Origin of the sequence: Gardnerella sp. KA00288 (assembly GCF_049244085.1) — a bacterium.
GTDB classification, from domain to species: Bacteria; Actinomycetota; Actinomycetes; order Actinomycetales; family Bifidobacteriaceae; genus Bifidobacterium; species Bifidobacterium greenwoodii.
Genome location: NZ_CP058373.1, coordinates 1,270,605 through 1,293,927, shown reverse-complemented (window position 1 = coordinate 1,293,927; position 23,323 = coordinate 1,270,605). Strand labels below are relative to the sequence as shown.

26 protein-coding genes and 1 tRNA gene are annotated in these 23,323 nt (G+C 45.7%); 26 read left to right on the top strand and 1 reads right to left on the bottom strand.

Annotated elements, in window-relative coordinates; translation table 11 throughout:
• The first annotated feature begins 198 nt into the window (after positions 1 to 198).
• Together HXT52_RS05005 and fdxA are read left to right on the top strand one after the other, a co-directional pair.
• The gene (locus tag HXT52_RS05005; protein ID WP_421775845.1) at positions 199 to 1,830 is read left to right on the top strand and encodes an APC family permease; all 1,632 of its coding nucleotides are present in this window, start codon (positions 199 to 201) and stop codon (positions 1,828 to 1,830) included.
• 167 nt (positions 1,831 to 1,997) lie between these two features.
• Positions 1,998 to 2,330, top strand: a complete 333-nt coding sequence (fdxA, locus tag HXT52_RS05000; protein WP_415699622.1) for a ferredoxin — start codon at positions 1,998 to 2,000, stop codon at positions 2,328 to 2,330.
• Between the two features lie 34 nt (positions 2,331 to 2,364).
• Here fdxA and dinB read toward each other — a convergent pair whose 3' ends face one another.
• On the bottom strand, positions 2,365 to 3,675 hold the full coding sequence (dinB, locus tag HXT52_RS04995; protein WP_421775844.1) for a DNA polymerase IV: 1,311 nt from the start codon (positions 3,673 to 3,675) through the stop codon (positions 2,365 to 2,367).
• A 97-nt stretch (positions 3,676 to 3,772) separates the two neighbouring features.
• Between dinB and HXT52_RS04990 the strand changes: the two genes are divergently transcribed.
• The 24 genes from HXT52_RS04990 to rplE all read left to right on the top strand — a co-directional run bounded on the left by HXT52_RS04990 (position 3,773) and on the right by rplE (position 23,323).
• Positions 3,773 to 4,705, top strand: a complete 933-nt coding sequence (locus HXT52_RS04990; protein WP_421775843.1) for an EamA family transporter — start codon at positions 3,773 to 3,775, stop codon at positions 4,703 to 4,705.
• A 99-nt stretch (positions 4,706 to 4,804) separates the two neighbouring features.
• Positions 4,805 to 4,891: transfer RNA gene (locus HXT52_RS04985), tRNA-Ser, on the top strand.
• Between the two features lie 306 nt (positions 4,892 to 5,197).
• On the top strand, positions 5,198 to 8,098 hold the full coding sequence (locus HXT52_RS04980; RefSeq protein ID WP_421775842.1) for a peptidase: 2,901 nt from the start codon (positions 5,198 to 5,200) through the stop codon (positions 8,096 to 8,098).
• Positions 8,099 to 8,294: 196 nt separating this feature from the next.
• Positions 8,295 to 8,588 carry a metal-sensitive transcriptional regulator gene (locus HXT52_RS04975; RefSeq protein WP_004135739.1) on the top strand — a complete coding sequence of 98 codons (294 nt, stop codon included), beginning with the start codon at positions 8,295 to 8,297 and terminating at the stop codon, positions 8,586 to 8,588.
• Positions 8,589 to 8,594: 6 nt separating this feature from the next.
• The gene (locus HXT52_RS04970) at positions 8,595 to 9,272 is read left to right on the top strand and encodes an IMPACT family protein (protein ID WP_421775841.1); all 678 of its coding nucleotides are present in this window, start codon (positions 8,595 to 8,597) and stop codon (positions 9,270 to 9,272) included.
• Between the two features lie 39 nt (positions 9,273 to 9,311).
• Positions 9,312 to 9,944 (top strand): AbrB family transcriptional regulator, encoded by a 633-nt coding sequence (locus HXT52_RS04965; RefSeq protein WP_421775840.1) that lies wholly within the window; start codon positions 9,312 to 9,314, stop codon positions 9,942 to 9,944.
• An 8-nt stretch (positions 9,945 to 9,952) separates the two neighbouring features.
• The gene (gene malQ / locus HXT52_RS04960; RefSeq protein WP_410314559.1) at positions 9,953 to 12,118 is read left to right on the top strand and encodes a 4-alpha-glucanotransferase; all 2,166 of its coding nucleotides are present in this window, start codon (positions 9,953 to 9,955) and stop codon (positions 12,116 to 12,118) included.
• A gap of 273 nt (positions 12,119 to 12,391) precedes the next feature.
• Positions 12,392 to 12,841: a 50S ribosomal protein L13 gene (rplM, locus tag HXT52_RS04955; protein WP_004129067.1), complete on the top strand. Its 450-nt coding sequence runs from the start codon at positions 12,392 to 12,394 to the stop codon at positions 12,839 to 12,841.
• Positions 12,842 to 12,858: 17 nt separating this feature from the next.
• The gene (gene rpsI / locus HXT52_RS04950) at positions 12,859 to 13,347 is read left to right on the top strand and encodes a 30S ribosomal protein S9 (protein ID WP_004129066.1); all 489 of its coding nucleotides are present in this window, start codon (positions 12,859 to 12,861) and stop codon (positions 13,345 to 13,347) included.
• 343 nt (positions 13,348 to 13,690) lie between these two features.
• Positions 13,691 to 16,393, top strand: a complete 2,703-nt coding sequence (gene adhE, locus HXT52_RS04945) for a bifunctional acetaldehyde-CoA/alcohol dehydrogenase (RefSeq protein ID WP_004135728.1) — start codon at positions 13,691 to 13,693, stop codon at positions 16,391 to 16,393.
• 321 nt (positions 16,394 to 16,714) lie between these two features.
• Positions 16,715 to 17,023 carry a 30S ribosomal protein S10 gene (gene rpsJ, locus HXT52_RS04940; protein ID WP_003808013.1) on the top strand — a complete coding sequence of 103 codons (309 nt, stop codon included), beginning with the start codon at positions 16,715 to 16,717 and terminating at the stop codon, positions 17,021 to 17,023.
• A gap of 13 nt (positions 17,024 to 17,036) precedes the next feature.
• Positions 17,037 to 17,687 (top strand): 50S ribosomal protein L3, encoded by a 651-nt coding sequence (rplC, locus tag HXT52_RS04935; protein ID WP_004135726.1) that lies wholly within the window; start codon positions 17,037 to 17,039, stop codon positions 17,685 to 17,687.
• 5 nt (positions 17,688 to 17,692) lie between these two features.
• Positions 17,693 to 18,358: a 50S ribosomal protein L4 gene (gene rplD, locus HXT52_RS04930; protein WP_004135723.1), complete on the top strand. Its 666-nt coding sequence runs from the start codon at positions 17,693 to 17,695 to the stop codon at positions 18,356 to 18,358.
• 5 nt (positions 18,359 to 18,363) lie between these two features.
• Positions 18,364 to 18,660: a 50S ribosomal protein L23 gene (gene rplW / locus HXT52_RS04925; protein ID WP_004105515.1), complete on the top strand. Its 297-nt coding sequence runs from the start codon at positions 18,364 to 18,366 to the stop codon at positions 18,658 to 18,660.
• A 34-nt stretch (positions 18,661 to 18,694) separates the two neighbouring features.
• Positions 18,695 to 19,525, top strand: coding sequence for a 50S ribosomal protein L2 (rplB, locus tag HXT52_RS04920; RefSeq protein WP_004129060.1), 831 nt, complete (start codon positions 18,695 to 18,697; stop codon positions 19,523 to 19,525).
• Between the two features lie 15 nt (positions 19,526 to 19,540).
• On the top strand, positions 19,541 to 19,819 hold the full coding sequence (gene rpsS, locus HXT52_RS04915; protein ID WP_004114357.1) for a 30S ribosomal protein S19: 279 nt from the start codon (positions 19,541 to 19,543) through the stop codon (positions 19,817 to 19,819).
• Positions 19,820 to 19,835: 16 nt separating this feature from the next.
• The gene (gene rplV, locus HXT52_RS04910) at positions 19,836 to 20,195 is read left to right on the top strand and encodes a 50S ribosomal protein L22 (RefSeq protein WP_004105510.1); all 360 of its coding nucleotides are present in this window, start codon (positions 19,836 to 19,838) and stop codon (positions 20,193 to 20,195) included.
• A 2-nt stretch (positions 20,196 to 20,197) separates the two neighbouring features.
• Positions 20,198 to 21,013: a 30S ribosomal protein S3 gene (gene rpsC, locus HXT52_RS04905; protein WP_004129057.1), complete on the top strand. Its 816-nt coding sequence runs from the start codon at positions 20,198 to 20,200 to the stop codon at positions 21,011 to 21,013.
• 4 nt (positions 21,014 to 21,017) lie between these two features.
• Positions 21,018 to 21,437 (top strand): 50S ribosomal protein L16, encoded by a 420-nt coding sequence (rplP, locus tag HXT52_RS04900; protein ID WP_421775839.1) that lies wholly within the window; start codon positions 21,018 to 21,020, stop codon positions 21,435 to 21,437.
• Positions 21,437 to 21,688: a 50S ribosomal protein L29 gene (rpmC, locus tag HXT52_RS04895; RefSeq protein ID WP_004129054.1), complete on the top strand. Its 252-nt coding sequence runs from the start codon at positions 21,437 to 21,439 to the stop codon at positions 21,686 to 21,688. Before rplP ends, rpmC begins: the two co-directional genes overlap by 1 nt.
• 2 nt (positions 21,689 to 21,690) lie before the next feature.
• Complete coding sequence (gene rpsQ, locus HXT52_RS04890; RefSeq protein ID WP_004114365.1) at positions 21,691 to 21,957, top strand: 30S ribosomal protein S17; 267 nt, start codon at positions 21,691 to 21,693, stop codon at positions 21,955 to 21,957.
• A 91-nt stretch (positions 21,958 to 22,048) separates the two neighbouring features.
• Positions 22,049 to 22,417, top strand: coding sequence for a 50S ribosomal protein L14 (rplN, locus tag HXT52_RS04885; RefSeq protein ID WP_004129052.1), 369 nt, complete (start codon positions 22,049 to 22,051; stop codon positions 22,415 to 22,417).
• Between the two features lies 1 nt (position 22,418).
• Positions 22,419 to 22,754 carry a 50S ribosomal protein L24 gene (rplX, locus tag HXT52_RS04880; protein ID WP_004129050.1) on the top strand — a complete coding sequence of 112 codons (336 nt, stop codon included), beginning with the start codon at positions 22,419 to 22,421 and terminating at the stop codon, positions 22,752 to 22,754.
• A complete protein-coding gene (gene rplE, locus HXT52_RS04875) occupies positions 22,751 to 23,323 on the top strand; it encodes a 50S ribosomal protein L5 (protein ID WP_004129048.1) in 573 nt (190 codons plus the stop codon). The genes rplX and rplE overlap by 4 nt, the downstream gene beginning before the upstream one ends.

The window sequence follows — 23,323 nt, the reverse complement described above, 5'->3', positions numbered from 1 at the left end:
GGTAAAACTACCGTATAAGCAATGTTTTGTGTAATATTTACCTACATTATCCGTATAAAAGTTTTGTTTAATCCCATTTATTGTGATTTGGCAGAATTTTATATAGATTAAGTCGCAACGGTTTCGCGCAATTCGTTGGTGCGTTGCTAATTGCGTCTAATACCTTTATACCTATACATCAACGAAAGTGCGTTTATTATGCAAATATGGAGAAAAAAGTCTGTTGAACAGACTATCGCAGAGACGATGGATGGTGATCGCCATCTTAAACGTACATTAAATGCGTGGGATCTGGCAGTTATGGGTGTTGCCGTCGCTGTTGGCGCCGGTATTTTCTCTGTTGGCGCTCAGGCTGCAGCATTTCACGCTGGCCCTGCTGTAATTATTAGCTTTATTATTGCAGGCGTTGTGTGCGGTTCTGCTGCAATGTGCTACGCAGAATTTGCTTCTATGATCCCTGTTGCTGGATCTGCTTATACATTCACATACACTACAGTAGGCGAGCTTGTTGCTTGGATTATTGGCTGGGATATGATCCTGGAAATGCTGATGGCAGGCTCAGTAATTGCAAAGTATTGGGGTGTGTATCTTAACGATTTAATGAAGCTTTTTGGCTTGAATATGACCACCACATTTAAGATAGGCAGTTTCCCTATTGATGTGGCGCCAATTATAATCGTTGCATTCTTTACAACTATGCTTGTTCTTGGAACCAAGCTTTCTGCACGCTTCGATGGCGCTTTAACAATCTTAAAGATTGGTATTGTTCTGTTCGTGGTAGTTGTGGGCTTCTTCTACATTAAGGCTTCGAACTTTACGCCATTCGTGCCACCTGCAACTGACGCTGCAAACGTAAAGGGATTGGAAGTTTCTGGTGTTATGAGCCAGCCTTTGTGGCAGTGGGTAACCGGTATGCAGCCAGCCGTTTATGGCGTTCCTGGCATTCTTTCCGGCGCGGCTCTCGTGTTCTTCGCATTCATCGGTTTTGACGTTGTTGCAACCACAGCAGAAGAAACTAAGGATCCTCATAAGAACATTCCACGAGGCATTGGTCTTGGTTTGCTTATTGTTACCACTCTTTACATCCTCGTTGCAGTCGTAACAACCGGTATGGTTTCCTACAAGGATTTGGCAAATCAGCCATCATCTCCTTCGCTTTCCACAAGCTTCGAACTCGTGGGAGCTACTTGGGCTGCAAAGATTATTTCCCTCGGTATTGTTATTGGCTTAACAACCGTTGTAATGGTTCTTTTGCTCGGTCTTACGCGAATTATCTTCGCTGTGAGCCGCGATGGCTTGCTTCCACGTAGCTTCTCCAAGGTGAGTAAGCGTGGTATTCCTGCAAGGCTTCAGATTGTTTCCGGTATTGTTGTGGCAGTTGTTGCTTCCACTCTCGATATTGGTATTCTTTCCGACATGGTGAACATTGGTACGCTTTCTGCATTCCTGCTTGTTTCCGCAGGCGTTCCGATTATGCGTATGCGTAGACCAGATTTGCACCGTTCGTTCAGTGTTCCTGGCAATCCGTGGCTTCCTATGTTCGCAGCTCTTTCCACATTCTGGCTCATGCTTAACTTGTCTGTATTGACTTGGATTCGTTTTGCAGTGTGGCTGGCAATCGGTTTTGCGGTGTACTTCGGCTACTCTTACCGCAACTCTCTACTTGGAAAGCAGTTGCGTAAAGCCAAGAAGCTCGGCGTACCGGTTGAAACCTTGTTTGCTCAAGATGCTGCAGCTGCGGAAAAGGTAGCTGAAGGAGAAACTGAAGAGCAAGCTCGCGCGGAGGCTGAAGCTGAGGTAGCTGCTGCACCTCAGTCTGCATCTGAGTAGTTTGCAACTTAACAGTCTGCATCTTAGTAAAATAATCAAAATTAATAGATTATTGAAGTAGCAAGAAGTCGGCATACGGTTAAATTCGCATGCCGACTTTTTGTGTTATAGACTTTTCAAAAATGTTCTATAATAGGAAAGTTGCATAAAACAGAAAGGAGGGCATTATGCCATATGTAATTGCAGAACCTTGCGTAGATGTAAAAGATAAAGCATGCGTAGACGAATGTCCTGTGGACTGTATTTATGAGGGAGATCGCACGCTTTATATTAACCCGAACGAGTGTGTTGATTGCGGAGCTTGTGAGCCAGCTTGCCCGGTAGAAGCTATTTTTTACGAGGATGATTTGCCAGAAGGCTGGGAATGGTATCGAGATGCTGCAGTTGACTATTTCGACAAGCTTGGAGATTTAGGCGGAGCTACAGATGCTGGAGCTTCCGGGTGGGATGAAGAGCATGTTGCAGCTTTGCCTTCGCGTGCGGATAAATCAAGTAGCTAACTACTTGCAAAGTATTGTTTGATGTGGCGCGAGTTTACAATCCAATATGTGCTGCATCGTCGCCATATTTTTTACGAACGGCGTCTAAAGCGTGCTCCGCGTGACGCAATCTAGTATTTTTATTCATTGCAGATATGCTGTTTTGCGCAGGATTTTTAGATTCGCGCGTATTTTCTTCCAGAATATCGTTTAATGAAGGCTGCAGCGAAACTTTATTTGCTGGCACAAGATTATTCGCTGTAATCCCAGCTAAGCGAACCGGACTTAAAAGCTTTGTGTTGTTTCCTCCAAGAATGTAATTATGAACAGTTGGATTAGCTTTAGAAAGCAAGTCAATGGCGTGCTTGTAAAACTCGTGCGTTGAATCAGTGGCATTTTGCAAAGTAGAAGATCTAGTAACATAATGCAAGTCGCTAAATCGCAGTTTTAGCGTTATAGTTCGCGCCATAAGCTTACGATTTCGCAAATGCTGAGTTACTTCGCTGCAGCATTGTTGCAGTAATTGTTGAACAGTTTGCTCGCTAGTTGTGTCTGAATCTAAAGTTCGTTCGGTGCCAATAGATTTTTCTGGCGCTCGCGGTACTACAGTGCGCTCGTCTATGCCCCTAACAGACTGATATATCATTCTTGCCATGCTTTGCGAGCCTGTTATGCGAGCAAGCGTTTTTTCATCAACATTTTTAAGTGACGCAACAGTAGATAATCCCCAGTCTTCAAGCTTATGTATTAAAGAAGGGCCGATTCCTGGTATTGCGCGCAAAGGCATTATTGACACAAAATCTTCATTACATTTTTGCGGAATAAGAAGCATGCCATTAGGTTTTGCGTTAGTTGAAGCCATTTTTGCAATAAGTTTATTGCTGGCAATGCCAACAGAGCACGTAATATGATATTTTTCAAATACTTCTTTTCGTATCCAAGCCCCAATATTTACAGGTGACTTCCACTGTAATAAAGCCGATTTAACGTTCATGTAGCATTCGTCAACAGAAACTTTTTCGACTTGATTAGTAACATGCAAAAAAATTTCTTCAAAAATACTTTTAGAAACGCTTGAATAGTAAGGTATGTCAACTGGCAAGAAAACTCCCTGCGGGCAAAGACTTCTAGCCTTAACAACAGGAATTGCTGAATTAACACCATAAGCACGAGCCTCGTAACTTGCTGCAGAAACTACAGCACGATTTCCTGTGCCAATAATAAGCGGCTTTCCCTTAAGCTCCGGGTGTCTTGCAACTTCTAAAGAAGCATAAAACGCATCCATATCAACATGAAGTATGTTACAGCCGGAGGTATCGTGACCCCAATCTCGTTTTGCTGCCTGTACTCTCGGTGCTGTACTCATAAATTTATAATAGAACAAACGTTCGATTTTGTAGAAAAAAGTAATGTTTTTTGCAAAAAAGCGAATGTCGCCTATATATTCATGTAGGGTTGTTGCTATGAAGCAATTTGTCGTAAATGTATTACATCGCATGCCAGTGCTGCTAATCATAGTTATTGAAGCTGTAATGGTGTATACGGCTACGTCTGTTGCAAAAGTTGCATTTAGTCAGCTAGACCCACTTTATGCTGTGTGGTATCGCGTTGGTTTTATGACTTTGATGCTACTGGCTTGGCGAAGACCATTTTCGCGTACAAAACGTAGCTTGTTGCCAAAAACTTTGCATGAATGGGCAATTGTTATTGCGGTCGGAATTTCTTTAGTTGCTATGAATACCATGTTTTATGTGGCAATTAGCTGCATGCCTGTAGGTGTGGCTGTAACTATAGAATTTATTGGCCCGCTGCTTGTGGCTGTTATTACCGGTCATGAATGGCGTGAAAGAGCGGGTATGGTAATTGCTGTTTGCGGAATTGCTTTACTTGCAAGCGCTTCCATGCATAGTGCAGTAAGTCAGCATTTTCTAATAGGTTTATGCGCTATTATTGTTGGCGGCTTAATGTGGGGCGTGTATATTGTTTCCGGACGAAAAATTGCAAAAGCTTCGCATGCTATTGACCGCGTAAGTGTTGCGGCTCTTATTGGCTGGCTTTTGCAATCTACAGTTCTTGCTGTTCCTGCAGTTAAGAATGTTATTTGGCCTAAAGCAGAAGCTACGTGGGCTGCTAGGCCTGGGGGATCTTTTGCTTTGCTTGCATTGATGCTTGTGATTGCAGTATGCGCTTCATTCTTCCCGGCTTTGCTGGACCAGGTTTTACTTAAGCGCGTTAGCTCCGCAAAATATTCTGTTATGCAAGCACTGTATCCTGCAATTGCGGTTGTTATTGGAATGGGATTTGGTGAGATTCCAACTCTAAGCGATGTTGCTGGTATAGCTTTGGTTATGTGTGCTGTGGTGGTTACGTTCTCTGGCGACCATAATCCTGTTTAGTGTTTTGATTGATTTTAAGTGTGTCGCGTCGGGCTTGTTTACAGTCCGTAAGAGGTGCTATAGTGTCAATCTGTTGCTAATTGTACGCAACAAATAATTGGAGTCATGCCTGAGTGGCCGATAGGGGCACCCTGCTAAGGTGTTAGTCGCGTAAGCGGCTCGAGAGTTCGAATCTCTCTGACTCCGCGGATTGCTCCGGATTGCTTTTTGCAGTCCGGAGTTTTTGTTTTTTAAAAATCTCCACAAGAAAAAATTGGGTAAGCTGCGGGTAAGCGGCAAAAATTTAGGCAAGAGATTTAGGCAAAATTGTGGATTTGTGCATAACTTTTATTCAAATCTGACCTTTTAACCACAATACTAAAAAAATATTTACGCAAATCTTTTCTAAAGTCATAGTTGATGTTATGAGCGCTTACTCTAGTGCTCAATGCAAATAGAAAATTATTCTCATAATTCGCTATTGCATTAAGGGTTGGGTTAAAGGAGATTTTTATGGAAACATATTTGGGGAAGCATACTAGTTTTAGTTGTGCAAATAAATTGCGAAACCTCATGAAACAAAAAAATATTCGCAAAATGTTGGCATTGTTTACTTCCGCAGTACTAGTTCCTTCGGTGCTTTGTTCGCAAATTGCTATGGGATCTGTCGATAAATTAACGGGTTATTATTACAAAAAGTCGAATACTGTTGAATGGCTAAGCGAAAAGATTGCAAGGCTAAGGCTCGGTCCTGTTACGGATAAGTGGGGAGGTAGAAAGAATTCTATTTTTTGCATTGAATCTTCCGTATTTATAGATTACAAAGGCGATATTAAGCAGATGAATGGTGAAGATTATCGTATTGCTGCAAATATTATTAAAACGCACAACACCAATGACGATGATCTAACTCAGGCTGCTTTGGCGTTTATGATTCATAGTCGTTTTGATATTAATCAAGATAGATGGAAGGAGGTTGTTGAAAACGGATTTGTAGGCGTTGAAACAGAAACTTTAAGGAATAAGGCAGATGAGTTGTGGCAGCAGGGTGTTAAAGAAACTCCGGTTAAGGCTGTGCTAAAAAATGATTACACTAAGGGCAAGCGCGTTGGCGTAATGCATATTAGTCTGCAAAATTCTAATGGAGATTCTTTAGGAGGAGTACCTATTAAAGTAAAATCCTCAAATAATCTTATTAAATTTGCTAACGGATCTGAGTCTTTTGAAGGAAAATCTAAAAAAGAAGGTTTAGACATTACTTGGAACGCACTTGATGCTGGAAACGCTCGAATTGAAGTTTCTTTTAATGCTCCAAAAGCTGAACGTTTATTCTCTCCAGATGGTCAAGATGTGATTAGATCTTTTGAAAATACATGGTATCCGCAAGATTTTTCTTTTGGTGTAGAAAAAACTTTCCAGCCGCTGCTTAAGTCGAAAATATCAAAGCATGAGCTGCGTGCAGGAGAGCAGGTAGATAGTACTGTAACTAGCGGTGTTGCGGGAAATGATTCTTGGCCAGAAAATGTTCGTCTTCGCGCGCAAGGCTACTATTTTGTAGGTTCAGCTGAAGATATTTTGCATATTCAACAGCGAAATAGTGGTGAATCTGCTAAAGAGTACTTGAATCGCATGCGCTCTATGCCTAATTTGCGTCAAGTTGCTGCGGCTAAAGCTAATTTCTCTAATTCTGGCGAAACTATAACTGCAGTAGCAAAACGTGCTAATGGCGATATTACTGCATCTGATCTTGATAAAGCAGAAGCTTATAAAGTAAATGATTTAGAAGCAGGTTTGTTTGGCACATGGGTTTGGATTATTTCTCGAGATTCTCAGAATAAATCTGACCGAGAGTTTTTGAAAGATGATGTTGTGCAGCTATTTGGTTCTACAGACACTACGGCTGTTCATCAAGCAACTGTGAGCTCAGATATTGTTGCTAAGCAGCAAACTGTTGGGCTTAATACGGAAATTGTTAATGAGATTACTGTAAGAGGTCTTCCTGAAACTTACGGATCTTTTAAGGGAAATAACAGTTACGGCTTTAATGAAGATAAAAAAGCGCATATTCGCGTTTGGTGGGCCGGTGCAGGTAGTGAAAATCCTACTAAAAAAGATAACGAAAATTATATGCCTGGATCTAAAGGCGAGCCGTCCGCGCAAGAGCCAAAAGAAGATAGTCATCATCGTTTGATTGCTAAGTGGGATGTTCCTGCAGTTAATGGCGTGTACAAGATTGGCAACGGAAATATTACGCTTAGACCTATTGCTGGAACTGATAGGTCTACTACTGAGCCGAAAGTTTTGGAAAATAACGTGCATATTCGTGCCGATAAGAATAGTGCTTCAGGCTGGTATGTGTTTGTGTACGATTTTCCTGGATCTTCGCGCGCTGTAGCTTATAAATCGGCTTACGACAATTTGTGGAGCCGCACGTATGTAGAACCAACTACTTTGGTTCATCCTGTATCTGTGACAACTAGAGTTAGTGACGATAAAGTGCAGGTTGGAGAAAAGTTCCATGACAATGCTCGTATTACCGGTGATGTTCCAAAGGGAAGTTACGTAGTATTTAGCGCATATGCGTATGGTGACGATAATGCTAACGATAAATACAAGTCTTCTTCGCTAAAGTCTAATGCAGAAGAAAAAGCAAAGGCAAAAGCAAAGGCAAAGGCAAAATCAACTGATGCGCCTCATGCTTCACCGGCTGCTAACTCTGTAACATCTGCACAAAGCGATGAGATTATGCCTGAATCGCGCGTAAATATTACGGATAAGCAATCTGAAGATAGCAAGAAATCTCCGATTACCGTTAAATCTGCTGATATTACTTTGAACCACGACGGAATTGTTTATTGGAAGGCGGAAGTTTTCGATGCTCAAGGGCATCCTTTAGCTACTCATGTTTTGGGTGTAGAGGGTGAAACTGTGCAGGTGATGGATAATTCTGCGCGCTCTTATGGAGATCAGAATCAGGATGATCAAGATGATTTTGACAATCAAGGTGTAAATGGCGAAAACAACAAAAGTGGTAAAGGCGGTGCAGGCGGTAAGTCTGATGCAAATTCAAATTATCCAATTGATCTGAAGAATTTTGGTTTTGCGGATGGCAATAATGGGAATAACGATAAGAGTGGAAAAAGTAATACACAGTCTACTCCGAACAATTTGGATGAATTGTCGGATAACAGATTAGATAAAGATGATAGTGGTGAAATAACAAATACAAACCCATCTTCACTGGCTGTTACTGGCGTTTCGGGCGCGACTGTAATGCTTCTTTCACTAACAACACTAACATTCGCTAGTGGAATGTTCCTAGGGCGATTTGTTGCTGTAATTCCTAGACACGGACGCAAATTCGACAATGCGCGTCACGGTGGTGCTCGCCAATTGAAACGTAGATTGGTATAGTACTTATTCCTAGGAATATTCGGAATTTGGCGCGTTAATCTTATGAATTTTTCAAAAAATATGATTAGCGCGTCAAATTTTTGTTGTAATTACTTTACAATTTGCGCATAATATGAGTAGTATGTCAGCTTGTACTATATTGGGTATGACGTTATGACATATATGTTACTGTGCTTTTATAGAAGAGGGAGCAGCAATGAAAGATTATGATATTGATAAAAATAAACTGTTAGTACGCTTGCATAGAGTGCAAGGGCAGCTTAGTGCTATCAATACTATGATTGAGAAAGATGCTGAGTGCAAAGATGTTCTTATGCAACTTTCTGCTGCAACAGCTGCATTGCATTCATTAGCTGTGCTGACTGCGCGTGAGCATGTCAATAGTGATATACATCGTGCTGTTGAAACAGGCACGGCTGAAGGCGCAAAGCAAGCAATGGAAGATGTTACTGAGATTATTGATCGTTTGCTTCGCTACGAAAAGGCCTAGTATATAGTGCCAGTTTCGCATACTGTTTCGAATACTGTTTTGCATACTGTTTTACGCACAGTGCAAGAAGATTCTTCTAATCCTGCGCATGATGCGTTTGTTGAGAAAAAATCAGAATTTATTGGCAATATTTGTCATGTAACAACTCTTGATGAAGCTCTGGATTTTGTGCAGTCGGTTAAAGTTGCGAATCCTAAAGCGCGTCACGTTGCGTATGCTGCTATATGCGGAATGCGTGGAGCTCAATTATGCGAACGAATGAGCGATGACGGCGAGCCTTCCGGAACAGCTGGAAAACCAATACTTGATGTTTTACGCTCAGCGAATTTAACCGATTGCGTAGTAACAGTAACGCGCTACTTTGGCGGTATTTTACTTGGCTCGGGCGGATTAACGCGAGCTTATGCTAAGTCTGCAAGTATGGCGGTTGCAGCAGCAAAAATCGTAGATATTGTTTCTTGCGTTAGCTTTGCTTGCAATCTTAAATACCAGCAATTGCGCATGTTGCAGCATATAGTCAATCAAGTAGAAGGTGCAATTGACAGCGAAAATTATGGAGTTGATATTACTCTAAATATTTCCGTACCAACTTATAAATCGGAAGAATTTCTTTTGCTAGTTAAAAATTCTTTTTCTGGAAGTGTTGTTCCTGAAGTGTTGTGCCGAAAGCAGATGGTACTCTAAATAATAAGCTAATCGACATAAAGCGTTAAAGGTGATTTTATGAGTACGAATAATCAAGAGCAGCCAAATAATGATGCAGAATATGAGCCTTTAACCGCAGTATATGAGCATTTGCGCCATAGTGAGGATTCTGCAGAACTTCACGAATTTGCTAGACGTAAGTTGCCAGATAGGTCTGATCAAGCCGCGTTTTCTAGGGCCACTTCTTTACTAGAAGCTGTTGCTGGAAACGCAAATACTCCAGAAGAAGACAGAATCTACTTAGCTACTTCAATGCCATTCCCAAATATACTAGTGAAACTTTCGGAAGACGCATCCGACGATGTGCGTTTAGCTGTTGCTGAAAATCACGATGCTAAAAATTGGTTAGTTGGAAGACTTACAAAAGATTCTTGCCCTAAAGTTCGCGATGCCGCATTGTGTAATCCAAAAGCATCTTGGAAAATGCGTTTAGAAGGTGCACAAGTAGATGGTGTAAGCGCGAAAACCTTGCAATATCTTGCATCTCTTGGAGTAAGTATAGAAGAAAACGCTCCAGACGTATTGGCGACTATGGTGCGTAGAGCAGTTGCGCTAAATCCTGGAGTTCCGCAGAATGTTTTGCAAACTTTGTGCAACGACAAGTCGGAAGATGTAGCTTTGGCGGCGCGCGGTCGTTGCTCTCGCGAATAATGGAACACATGAATAATAAAACAGAAGAAGTGACAGAAGCGTCGCCACTGCATCGCCTAGCAGAATTAATGGGCGTAGGTGTGCGTTACGTTGGTTCCGACAATAAAGAACATGAAATTCAAGATAACGTATTGGTGTCTGTTTTAGCCGCATTAGGCGTAGATGCTTCTAGCGATGCTGCAATAGAAAAATCTATGCAAGATGTTTTGACTTACCGTCACGGGCGTATTGTTGCTCCAACGGTTTTACATACTGTTGGCAAGTGCGATGAAGTAACTGTGAATACTGGAATCCTTGAGTATCCAGTGGCAGCTATTACGTTGGAAAACGGCGAACAGTATGAGGGTGAATTAGAAATCGTACCTAACGATAACACCACTGCATACCCTGTAAATGGCAAGTTTGTAGCTACGTCTTTAATTAAAATTCCTGAAGATTTGCCAATGGGCTACCACACTTTGCGAGTAACTGTTGGAGAGCGTCAAGAAGAAGCAACACTTATTAGTGCTCCAGAAAGCATAACTACACTTGATTCTCTTGAAGCAAACGGTGAGCAGCTTTGGGGATGGATGGCTCAGCTTTATTCAATCCGTTCTTCAAAGTCTTGGGGTGTTGGCGATTTTGCAGATTTAGCAACTCTTCTTGCTGAAGCTAAGAAAAAAACTGGCGCTGACTTTGTGTTAATTAACCCAATGCATGCAGGTGAGCCTGTGACTCCACTTACACCATCTCCGTACTTGCCAGTTGCTAGGGGAATGGTAAACGTAACGTATATTCGTCCAGAAAGTATTCCTGAGTACGCTACGTTGGACGATAAAACTCGAAAAGAAGTCGAAAAATTACATGCCCAGGTAGATCCTCTTAATAACGATGCTCAAATCATTGATAGAGATTCTATGTGGCGAGTGAAAATGCGCGCACTTTGGCTGATTTTCAAGGCTGGCATGCCAGAAAATCGCACTCGCGTTTTTGACGAGTTTAAGCAGGAAATGGGCGAGCGTCTTGAATCCTATGCCACATGGTGCCTTTGCTACGACAAGTGGGGTGCTCCAAAGGGTGACGATTGCTGGGAGAAGACTCTTACTAAAGATTCTGACCAAGTGCGCGAATTAGCTAAGCGCTTCCCGGATACTCTTGAGTTTTATCGTTGGCTTGAATGGGTTGCTTTTACGCAATTGCATGATGCTCAAGTTGCTGCACGTGCTGCTGGCATGAAGATTGGCATTATGTCAGATATGGCTGTTGGTGTGCATCCTGCAGGATCTGAAGTTTGGTGGAATCCAGAGAGATTTGCTAACGGTGCTACCGTTGGTGCTCCGCCTGATTACTTCAATCAGCAGGGCCAGGATTGGTCGCAGCCTCCACTGCATCCGTTTGAGCTTGAGCGCACTGGTTTTAAAACATACCGAGATATGGTTCATGGAATGTTTGCTTCAGCTGGTGCTGTGCGAATTGATCACATTCTTGGACTTTTCCGCTTATGGTGGATTCCAGAAGGTTCAGCTCCAAGTGGCGGTGCTTACGTTTACTACGATGCTGACATTATGCTTGGCATTTTGGCAATCGAAGCCGCTCGCGCTCACGGTGTAGTTGTTGGCGAAGATTTGGGTGTTTTGCCTGCAAATGCTTTGGATGTGCTGCGCAAGAAGGCTGTGCTTGGTTGCACGGTTGAATGGTTCGAGGTGCAAGATGGTGAATTCCGTTCTCCAGATAAGTGGCGCGAAATGACACTTGCTTCTGTAAATACCCACGATTTACCTCCTGCTGCCGGCTATTTGCGCTATGAGCAGGTTAATATTCGTGAGCGTTTGCACTTGCTTACGGGTTCTGTTGAAGAATTCCGCGCTGGAGCTGAAGCAGAGCATCGTGCCATGATGCGCATGTTAGTTAAGGGCGGTTATTTGGATGCTCAGTTGCTTGAGGATGAGGATGCTCATACTCAGGAGATTATTGAGGCGTTGTATCGTGCTTTGAAGGATGCTCCTTCACGTTTGCTTGCTGCTTCTTTGGTTGATGCAGTTGGTGAGTATCGTGCGCAAAATCAGCCTGGAACTAATGATGAGTACCCGAATTGGCGTATTCCGTTAGCTGATGGTGACGGCAATCCGGTGTCTTTGGATACTATGTTTGATTTGCCTCGTGTGCGCTCGCTTGCTGCGATTATGAATGCATAACATCTTGTGATTTATTTTGTTTAGCAATTTGTTGAGCAATTTGTTGAGCAATTTGTTTTGTATTCGTCTCAGCCTTATATAAAATAGACACTTGCAAGTAGTCGCCACTTGGCGATATACTTGCAGATTGTTGTGTTTCCCTAAGGGGTCCTTCAAAGCGCTTTTCCCACTCGCCATCGAGGACTTTCAGGGAGCCCACGGATTATGAGTAACGTATTTTCTATAAACCAAGAAAATACAACGCTCGAAACACAATAGAGAAAAGGTACGATTGTGAAGACTTTCACACCGAAACCAGCAGATTTGACTCATGACTGGTACATCATCGATGCCACTGACGTGGTACTTGGTCGTTTGGCCTCTCAGGTAGCAATCTTGCTGCGTGGTAAGAATAAGCCAACGTTTGCTCCTCATGCTGATTCTGGCAATCACGTTATTATTATTAACGCTGAAAAGATTGCTTTGACTGGCAATAAGTTGAGCAAGGAACTGTATTCCCACTCTGGTCGTCCAGGCGGCCTTCGTCGTGATAGCTATGAAGAGCTTTTGGAGAAGAATCCAAAGCGTATTATCATGGCTGCTGTCAAGGGCATGCTTCCAAAGAATCGTCTTGCTAAGGTGCAGCTTGACCGCCTTCGTGTGTTCACTGGCGCTGAGCATCCGCACACTTCGCAGAAGCCACAGGTCTTCGAGATCGCTCAGGTCTCTCAGCAGGCTAAGTGAGATCAAGGAGAATAGATATGGCAGAAAATAACAACTCCGCGGTTCTTGAAAACGAAGAAGAACTGACTAGCTACACTACTGAAACTAACGCTGGTGCAGGCACCGGCACTTCCGCAATCGAGCCAGGCTACGGCACTGGTCGTCGTAAGGAAGCTGTTGCTCGTGTACGTTTGGTTCCAGGCTCTGGTAAGTGGACCATCAATGGTCGCACTTTGGAAGAGTACTTCCCATCTCGCTTATTGCAGCGCGAAGTGAATTCACCAATCGTGTTGCTCAAGCTTGAAGGCAAGTTCGACGTCGTAGTCCTCGTTGACGGCGGCGGCACTACCGGCCAGGCTGGTGCTATTCGCTTGGGTGTTGCTCGTGCATTGAATTCCATCGATCGCGATGCAAACCGTATTGCTTTGAAGAAGGCTGGCTTCTTGACTCGCGACGCTCGCGTTGTGGAACGCAAGAAGGCTGGTTTGCACAAGGCACGTCGTGCACCTCAGTTCTCGAAGCGTTAAGTTTCGCAGAATATATATTTTACAAAATGGCTTCAGGCTTTTGCTTGGAGCCATTTTTGTATATCAAAATCTAACAAAATCTAAATATCAAAATCTATATAAAAAAATAAAAACGAACGTAAAAGTAAGCAAAAGTACTCAAAAAACGAACATAACTCTACCGTGCTCAATCATAAATAGCGCAACTCGCTGCAAAGATGCAAAAGTACAGTAAAACGGCTAAATTGTGACTTGTATCACATATTTACTTACTGTGAGTAACAACAGGCAAAAAATATTTGCTATTAACGTCGTTATTAACGTCGTTATTAATGCCGTTGGTAAAGATCAAGGAGGACTACTCATGGTTGAGGCACAGAATAAGGCCGAAACAGAGTCTAAAACCGTCGATGATGTTGAATTGGCAGCACAGCAAGAGGTTGATCAACTTGTTGAAAAAGCATCACATGCTTTAGATGAATTTGAAAAGCTTAATCAGCAACAAATTGATCATATTGTAGCTAAAGCATCTGTTGCAGCGCTAAATAAGCATTTGGTTCTTGCAAAAATGGCTGTTGACGAAACTGGGCGCGGTCTTGTTGAAGATAAAGCAACAAAAAACATTTTTGCATGCGAACATATTACGCATTACTTGGCAGGACAGAAAACAGTTGGAATTATTCGCGAAGATGATGTTCTTGGAATTGACGAAATCGCTGAGCCAGTTGGTATTGTTGCAGGCGTAACTCCAGTTACAAACCCAACCTCAACAGCCATTTTTAAGTCTCTTATTGCGCTAAAAACTCGCTGCCCAATTATTTTTGGATTCCATCCTTTCGCGCAAAAGTGCTCTTCTGAAGCAGCTCGAATTGTTCGTGATGCTGCTGTGGCTGCGGGTGCGCCAAAAGATTGCATTCAGTGGATTGAGCATCCTTCTATTGCTGCAACTGGCGCGTTAATGAAGCATCCGAAGATTGCAACCATTCTTGCAACAGGCGGTCCTGGAATGGTAAAAGCTGCGTATTCTTCTGGAAAGCCAGCTCTCGGTGTTGGAGCTGGAAATGCTCCTGCATATGTTGACAGTGATGTTGATATTTCGCGTGCTGCAAACGATTTAATTCTTTCAAAGCATTTTGATTACGGAATGATTTGCGCAACCGAACAGGCAATTATTGCGAATAAGGACGTATATGAGCCATTACTTCGCGAATTGAAGCGCAGGAAAGCATATTTTGTTAATGCTGATGAAAAAGCTAAGCTTGAGCAATATATGTTTGGCTGCACTGCATATTCTGGAAATACGCCAAAACTTAACTCCACTGTTCCAGGAAAATCTCCTCAATATATTGCTCACGAAGCTGGATTTGAAATTCCAGAAGATGCTGTGATTTTAGTTGCTGAGTGCAAAGAAGTTGGCGAGATGGAGCCGCTTACTATGGAAAAGCTTGCTCCTGTTCATGCAATGCTTCGCGCCGAAAATAAAGAACAAGGCTTTAATATGTGTGAGCAGATGCTTGTGCATGGAGCTGGCCACACTGCTGTAATTCACACAAATAATCAAGATCTTGTGCGCGAATATGGCGTTCGTATGCATGCTTGCAGAATTGTTTGGAATTCTCCTGGATCTCTTGGTGGCGTTGGAGATATTTATAATGCTATTGCTCCTTCGCTCACTCTTGGCTGCGGATCTTACGGTGGAAATTCCGTTTCTGGCAACGTACAAGCTATAAATCTTCTTAATATTAAGCGTATTGCACGAAGGAATAATAATATGCAATGGTTCAAGATTCCGGCTAAAACTTATTTTGAGCCGAATGCTATTCGTTATTTGAGGGATATGTACGGCGTTGAGCGCGCAGTTATTGTGTGCGATAAAGTTATGGAGCAGCTTGGCGTAGTAGATAAGATTATTGATCAGCTTCGTGCTCGAGATAATCGCGTTACTTTCCGCATTATTGATTACGTTGAGCCTGAGCCAAGCGTTGAAACGGTTGAGCGTGGCGCTGCAATGATGCGTGACGAATTCCAGCCAGACACAATTATTGCTGTTGGTGGCGGTTCTCCAATGGATGCTTCTAAGATTATGTGGCTTATGTACGAGCATCCGGAGATTTCTTTCGCTGATTTGCGCGAAAAGTTCTTCGATATTCGTAAGCGCGCATTTAAGATTCCGCCTCTTGGTGGCAAAGCTAAGCTTGTTTGCATACCAACTTCTTCCGGAACTGGATCTGAAGTTACGCCTTACGCTGTTATTACAGATCACAAGACTGGATACAAGTATCCTATTACGGATTACGCTTTGACTCCAACGGTTGCAATCGTAGATCCTGTGTTAGCTCGTACGCAGCCTCGTCGTTTGGCGTGCGATTCTGGTTTTGATGCCTTAACTCACGCTATGGAAGCTTATGTGTCTGTTTACGCGAATGATTTCACGGACGCTATGGCATTGCATGCTTCGAAACTTATTTGGGAAAATCTCAACGATTCTGTGAATTGTGAAGATTCTCAGCGCAAGGTTGAGGCGCAAGAAAAAATGCACAATGCCGCTACTATGGCTGGAATGGCATTTGGTTCCGCATTCTTAGGTATGTGCCACGCTATGGCTCATACTATTGGTGCTTTGTGCCATGTTGTGCACGGACATACGAACGCAATTTTGCTGCCTTATGTTATTCGCTACAACGGTCAGATTCCGCAAGAGCCAACTAGCTGGCCAAAGTACAATCATTATATTGCGCTTGAAAGGTATCAGGAGATTGCTAAGAATCTTGGTGTAGATCCTGGTAAAACCCCTGAAGAAGGCGTGGAAAATCTTGCTCGCGCTGTTGAAGAGTATCGAAATGAAAAGCTTGGAATGGACGCTTCGTTTAAGGCTTGTGGCGTAGACGAAGAATACTACTGGTCGATACTTGACAATATTGGCATGCGCGCTTACGAAGATCAGTGCGCTCCTGCAAATCCTCGTATTCCGCAAATTGAGGATATGAAGGATATTGCTATTGCTGCATATTATGGTGTTTCTCAAGAAGAAGGCCATCGCATGCGTTTGGAGCGTGAAGCCGCGTAATTATTTGCGTATTTAGTTAATAATGGCAGAAGCTAAACTAATTGTAGTTTCTGCCATTTTTTGTTGGAAAATAGCCGACACGCCCGGTTTTTAATAATCGAAGGTTGATGGTTTAATTACTTAGTTGCCTGTTTTAAGGCTCGCATATTGTAATTAAAAAAAGCGAGCGCGGAAGCAAAAACTTTGAATCGAATTTTTTTGTATGAATAGGTTTTTGATGCCGCGCACTGATGTGGAATTGCCCTAGGGGCTTATTCTCGCCGGTGCCCTTGAATTCAGGTTGGTAAACAGTAAACGAATCGCTAGAAAGGGCGGACGGCAATGGCGGGACAGAAAATCCGCATCAGGCTTAAGTCCTATGACCATGAGGTCATCGACCAATCGGCGAAGAAAATCGTCGAGACGGTGACGAACGCGGGCGCCACAGTGGTGGGTCCGGTTCCTCTGCCGACCGAGAAGAACGTGTTTGTTGTTATCCGTTCTCCTCATAAATACAAGGATTCTCGCGAGCATTTCGAGATGCGCACTCATAAGCGCCTCATTGACATCGTAGATCCAACGCCAAAGGCTGTGGATTCTTTGATGCACATTGACCTGCCTGCGGATGTAAACATCGAGATTAAGCTGTAGGAAGGGGGAGAAAATGTCGCATAATATGAATCGCACTGCATTGCTTGGCCGCAAGCTTGGTATGTCGCAGGTTTGGGATGAAAACGGCTTCTTCGTCCCCGTAACTCTGGTTGAAGTTGCTACTAACGTAGTTACCGCTGTAAAGACTGTAGAGTCTGACGGTTATTGCGCAGTACAGCTCGGTTATGGCCAGATTGATCCTACCAAGGTGACCAAGCCATTGGCCGGTCATTTTGCAAAGGCTGGTGTAACTCCTCGTCGTCACCTCGCTGAGGTGCGCACGGAGAACGCAGCAGATTATCAGCCAGGTCAGGAATTGACTGCTGAATTGTTCGCTGAGGGTTCTGAAGTAGATGTCACTGGCACTACCAAGGGTAAGGGCTTTGCTGGCACTATTAAGCGTTGGGGCTTCAAGTCCTATCGTCGTACTCACGGCTCGCACAAGAACGAACGTCGCCCAGGTTCTGTGGGCGCTTGCGCAACTCCAAGCCGCATTTTGAAGGGCAAGCGTATGGCTGGTCGCATGGGTCATGTGACTTCCACCGCGCTTAACCTCACCATCGTTTCTTCGGATGTCGAGAACGGCATTCTCGCTATTAAGGGCGCTATTCCAGGTCCTAAGGGCGCAATCGTTCTCGTCCGTTCGGCAGTGAAGGGAGCCTGATAATTATGGCAAACGTAACTCTGAACGTCACTGATACTAAGGGCAAGGCAAGCGGAACCGTTGAAGCTCCTGCTGAAATTTTCGGCATCTCCAACGAAGACGTTTTGGCTCACGGCCCACTGGTTCATCAGGTCGTAATCGCTCAGCTTGCTGCTGCTCGTCAGGGCACCCATGCTGTGAAGAATCGTGCTAATGTTTCCGGCGGCGGTAAGAAGCCATGGAAGCAGAAGGGCACCGGTCGTGCTCGCCAGGGTTCCATTCGTGCTCCACAGTGGGTACATGGTGGCGTTGTTCACGGTCCAGTTCCTCGTAAGTACGATCAGCGCACCCCGAAGAAGATGAAGGCAGCTGCTCTTCGTTACGTTCTTTCGGATCGTGCAAATGCTGGACGTATTGCTGTAGTTGACTTTGGTATTAAGGATGTTCCATCCACAAAGGCAGCTGTTGCAGCACTTACCCCTGTGACCAATAACCAGTTCACTACTGTTGTTCTTTCTCGTGAGAACATCAATGAGTGGATGTCTGTACGCAACATTCCAACTGTTCACGTGATCTTCGCTGATCAGCTCAACACTTACGATGTTGTTACAGCTCAGTACGTCGTCTTCTCCAAGGAAGGCTTCGAAGCCTTCGTTGCTGCTAAGACCGAGCCTGTCGTTAAGGAGGCCTGATTTAAATGGTCGCAGTCCATAACCCAGCACATGACGTAATTCTTAAGCCAGTTGTTTCTGAAAAAAGTTATGCAGCTTCTGATCGTGGCCAGTACACTTTCGTAGTGGCTCCAGATGCTAACAAGGTTCAGATTAAGCAGGCTATCGAAGAAATCTTCAAGGTCAAGGTGACAAACGTTAACACTTTGAACCGCGCTGGCAAGTTGAAGCGCTCTCGCACCGGTTTCGGCCGTCGTGTGAACCAGAAGCGCGCTATTGTCACCGTGGCTGAAGGTCAAACGATTGACATCTTTGGTAACTGAAGGCTAGCCGAGAAAAGTAAAGGAATACTATATTATGGCTATCCGCGTTTATAAGCCGACGACTGCAGGCCGTCGTAACGCTTCGGTTTCGGATTTTGCCGAGATCACGCGTTCTACGCCTGAAAAATCGTTGGTACGCAAACTCAGCAAGACTGGTGGTCGTAACTCTTACGGCCGCATGACTTCTCGCCATCGCGGCGGCGGTCACAAGCGTCAGTACCGTCTCATCGACTTCAAGCGTTGGGACAAGGATGGCGTGCCAGCAAAGGTCGCTCATATTGAGTATGACCCTAACCGTTCCGCTCGCATCGCATTGCTGCACTACGCAGATGGTGAGAAGCGCTACATTATCGCTCCTGAAGGTATTGCCCAGGGTGACGTTATTGAGACTGGTGCTCAGGCTGATATTAAGCCAGGCAACAACCTGCCTCTGAAGAATATTCCAACCGGTACCGTGGTTCACGCAATCGAGCTTCGTCCACTTGGTGGCGCAAAGATTGCTCGCTCCGCTGGTGCTGCTGTTCAGCTCGTCGCTAAGGATGGCGCTTACGCTCAGTTGCGTATGCCATCTGGCGAAATTCGTAACGTTGACGCTCGTTGCCGCGCTACGATTGGCGAAGTTGGTAATTCTGATCACGCCAACATTGAACTTGGTAAGGCTGGTCGCGCTCGTTGGCTTGGTCGTAGGCCAATCACTCGAGGCGAATCCATGAACCCTGTGGACCACCCACATGGTGGTCGTACCCGTGGTGGCAAGCCGCCAGTTTCTCCATGGGGCAAGGGCGAGGTTCGTACACGTCGTCCAAAGAAGGCTTCGAACAAGATGATTGTTCGTCGTCGCCCGAATGGTAAGAACCGCAAGTAAGGGAGTGTCGAATAGATGACTCGTAGCATCAAGAAGGGCCCTTTCGTCGACGCCCACTTGCAGAAGAAAGTCGACGAGCAAAACGACAAGGGCACGCATAACGTCATTAAGACGTGGTCGCGTCGTTCGATGATCACTCCTGATTTCATTGGACACACCTTTGCCGTACACGATGGCCGCAAGCATGTGCCGGTATTCGTTACCGAAGCCATGGTTGGTCATAAGCTCGGTGAGTTCGCCCCAACCAAGACCTTCAAGGGTCATGTGAAGGACGACAAAAAGGCACGCCGCTAAAGGAGAGTTAGGACACATGGAAGCTAAAGCAATCGCTCGTCACGTCCGCGTGACGCCGCGCAAGGCTCGCCGCATGGTCGACCTCATCCGAGGCAAGCGTGCAAGCGAAGCTATTACCATTTTGAAGTTTGCTCCTCAGGACGCATCTTTGCCGGTGCGCAAGGTTCTTGAAAGCGCGATCGCTAACGCTCGCGTAAAGGCTGAAAAAGCCGGTGAACCATTCCGTGAGCAGGACTTGGTCATCAAGGAAACCTACGTGGATGAGGGTGTAACGCTTAAGCGTTTCCGCGCTCGTGCACAGGGTCGCGCTGCGCGCATTAACAAGCGCACAAGCCATATCACCGTTATCGTCTCGCTTAAGGAAGGAGCCCGCTAAAGATGGGTCAGAAGATAAATCCTTTCGGCTATCGCCTGGGCATCACCGAGAATCATCGTTCTAAGTGGTTCTCCGACTCCAACAAGGCTGGCGAGCGTTATCGTGACTTCGTCCTTGAGGATGACAAGATTCGCAAGGAAATGAGCCATGACCTCGAGCGTGCTGGCGTATCTCGTATCGTCATCGAGCGCACTCGTGATCGCGTTCGTGTTGATATTCACACCGCTCGTCCAGGTATTATTATCGGCCGTCGTGGTGCTGAAGCTGAGCGCGTTCGTGCAAAGCTGGAGAAGCTCACAGGCAAGCAAGTACAGCTCAACATCTTTGAGGTGAAGAATGCTGCACTTGACGCTCAGTTGGTTGCTCAGGGAATTGCGGAACAGTTGACAAACCGCGTTACATTCCGTCGTGCTATGCGTAAAGCACAGCAGGATGCTATGCGCGCTGGTGCCAAGGGTATTCGTATTAAGCTCTCCGGTCGTCTTGGTGGCGCCGAAATGAGCCGTTCTGAGTTCTATCGTGAGGGTCGCGTTCCACTGCAGACCCTTCGTGCCCTTATTGATTATGGCTTCTTTGAAGCTAAGACCACTTACGGCCGTATTGGCGTTAAGGTCTGGATTTACAAGGGTGATATGACCGAGCGTGAGTTTGAAGAGCAGCAGGCTCAGCAGGGTAAGCGTGAAGGCCGTCGTGGCGATCGTCGTCCACGTCGTGGCGCACGTCCTGCTAACCAGCAGAAGGCTGCTGAAGCACAGGCTGAAAAGCCAGCTGAAGCTGCAGCTGCTGAAGCTCCTGCCGCAACGGAAACGAAGGAGTGAGCAGATGCTTATCCCAAAGAGGACTAAATATCGTAAGCAGCACCGTCCTACCCGTAGCGGCATGTCTAAGGGTGGCACCGAGATTGCTTTCGGCGATTTCGGTATTCAGGCGCTGGCTCCGGCCTACATCACTAACCGACAGATCGAGGCAGCTCGTATCGCAATGACCCGCTACATTAAGCGTGGCGGTCGTGTGTGGATTACGATCTTCCCAGATCGTCCATTAACCAAGCACCCGCTTGGTGCGCGAATGGGTTCCGGTAAGGGTGCTCCAGAATTCTGGATTGCCAACATCCACCCAGGACGCGTAATGTTCGAGATCGGTGGTGTTTCTGAGGACATCGCTCGCGAGGCTTTGCGCCGCGCTATCGATAAGCTCCCAATGAAATGCCGCATTATTGCGCGTGAAGGCGGTGACATCTGATGCCAGTCGGAACTGCAGACTACACCATCAAGAATTTGAACGAGAAGACCAATGCTGAAATTGAAGGCTTCTTGAAGAAGTCCAAGGAAGAGCTTTTTAACTTGCGCTTCCAGGCAGCAACTGGTCAACTTGAAAACAGCGCTCGCCTCAAGGCGGTCAAGCACGACATAGCCAGGATGTATACTGTCCTGCGTGAGCGTGAACTCGGCATCAGCCAAGAGCCTGGCGCCACTGAGGTCAAGGAGAAGTAAGCATGGCTGAGAACCAAGAGCGCAACTTCCGCAAGGTTCGTCGCGGCTACGTCGTGTCCGAGGCCATGGACAAGACGATTGCCGTTGAGCTGGAGCAGCGTTCGACACACCCGCTTTACGGTAAAGTCGTTCGCTCCACCCGCAAGGTCAAAGCCCATGATGAACACAACGAGGCACATATTGGCGACCTCGTGAGTATTATGGAAACTCGGCCCCTGAGCAAGACCAAGCGTTGGCGTCTCGACTCGATTATCGAGCGCGCCAAGTAAACAAGTTCGGCAAGGCTCCGCGCTTCACCTGTGTCTGTTCTTTGGGCAGGCACAGGTGAGTGGGGAGAACCAGCTCGGCTAAGGAGAATCAATGATTCAGCAGGAAACGCGGCTTCATGTCGCCGACAACACGGGTGCTAAGGAATTACTTGCCATCCGCGTGCTCGGTGGATCGAAGCGACGCTATGCCGGCATCGGCGACATCATCGTCGCCTCCGTCAAGGACGCGATCCCTGGCGGGTCGGTCAAGAAAGGCGACGTAGTTAAGGCTGTCGTCGTCCGTACTGTCAAGGAACATCGCCGTGTCGATGGTTCCTATATTAAGTTCGATGAGAACGCCGCCGTCATTCTCGGCTCTGGCCGTGAACCAAAAGGCACTCGTATCTTCGGACCAGTCGGTCGTGAATTGCGTGATCAGCACTTCATGAAGATTGTGTCCCTTGCCCCGGAGGTGATCTGATATGGTAGCCAAGATTAAGTCCGGCGACCAGGTGAAGGTTATCCGCGGTAAGGATCGCGGTAAGGAAGGCAAAGTACTTCGCGTACTTGCCGACGACCGTTTAGTCGTAGAAGGCGTTCAGGTCGTTAAGAAGCACGTTCGCGCCACCCAGCAGGGTCAGCAGTCGGGCATTGTTTCGGTTGAGGCTCCAATCCATCGCTCTAACGTGATGGTTATTGATCCAGAAACCAAGCAGCCTACTCGCGTCGGCGTGATTGTTAAGCAAGAGGCTCGTGACGGCAAGGTTAAGACCGTGCGCGTGCGTGTCGCCAAGAAGTCCGGAAAGGAGCTGGCATGACCGATACTACAGTTGAGTTGCCGGCAACTCCGCGCTTAAAGCAACAATACAAGGATGAAATCGTTCCAGCCTTGGAGAAGGAATTTGGCCACACCAATCCTATGCAGGTGGCTCGTGTACAGAAGGTTGTCGTCTCTATGGGCGTCGGCGCTGCAGCACGTGATTCCAAGCTCATCGAAGGTGCGATTAAGGATCTCACTTTGATCACCGGCCAGAAGCCAAAGGTCACTAAGGCAAAGAAGTCTGTCGCACAGTTCCATCTGCGCGAAGGCCAGGCTATCGGTGCTTACGTAACCCTTCGTGGCGATCGTATGTGGGAATTCTTGGATCGTTTGCTTACTCTGGCTTTGCCTCGTATCCGCGATTTCCGTGGTATTAACGGCAACCAGTTTGACGGTCAGGGTAATTACAACTTCGGTCTTACGGAACAGTCTATGTTCCATGAGATTGATCCTGACTCGATTGATCATCAGCGTGGTATGGACATCACCGTGGTGACTACCACCAAGGACGATGTGGAGGCCAAGTCTTTGCTTAAGCACCTCGGTTTCCCATTCAAGGAGAACTGA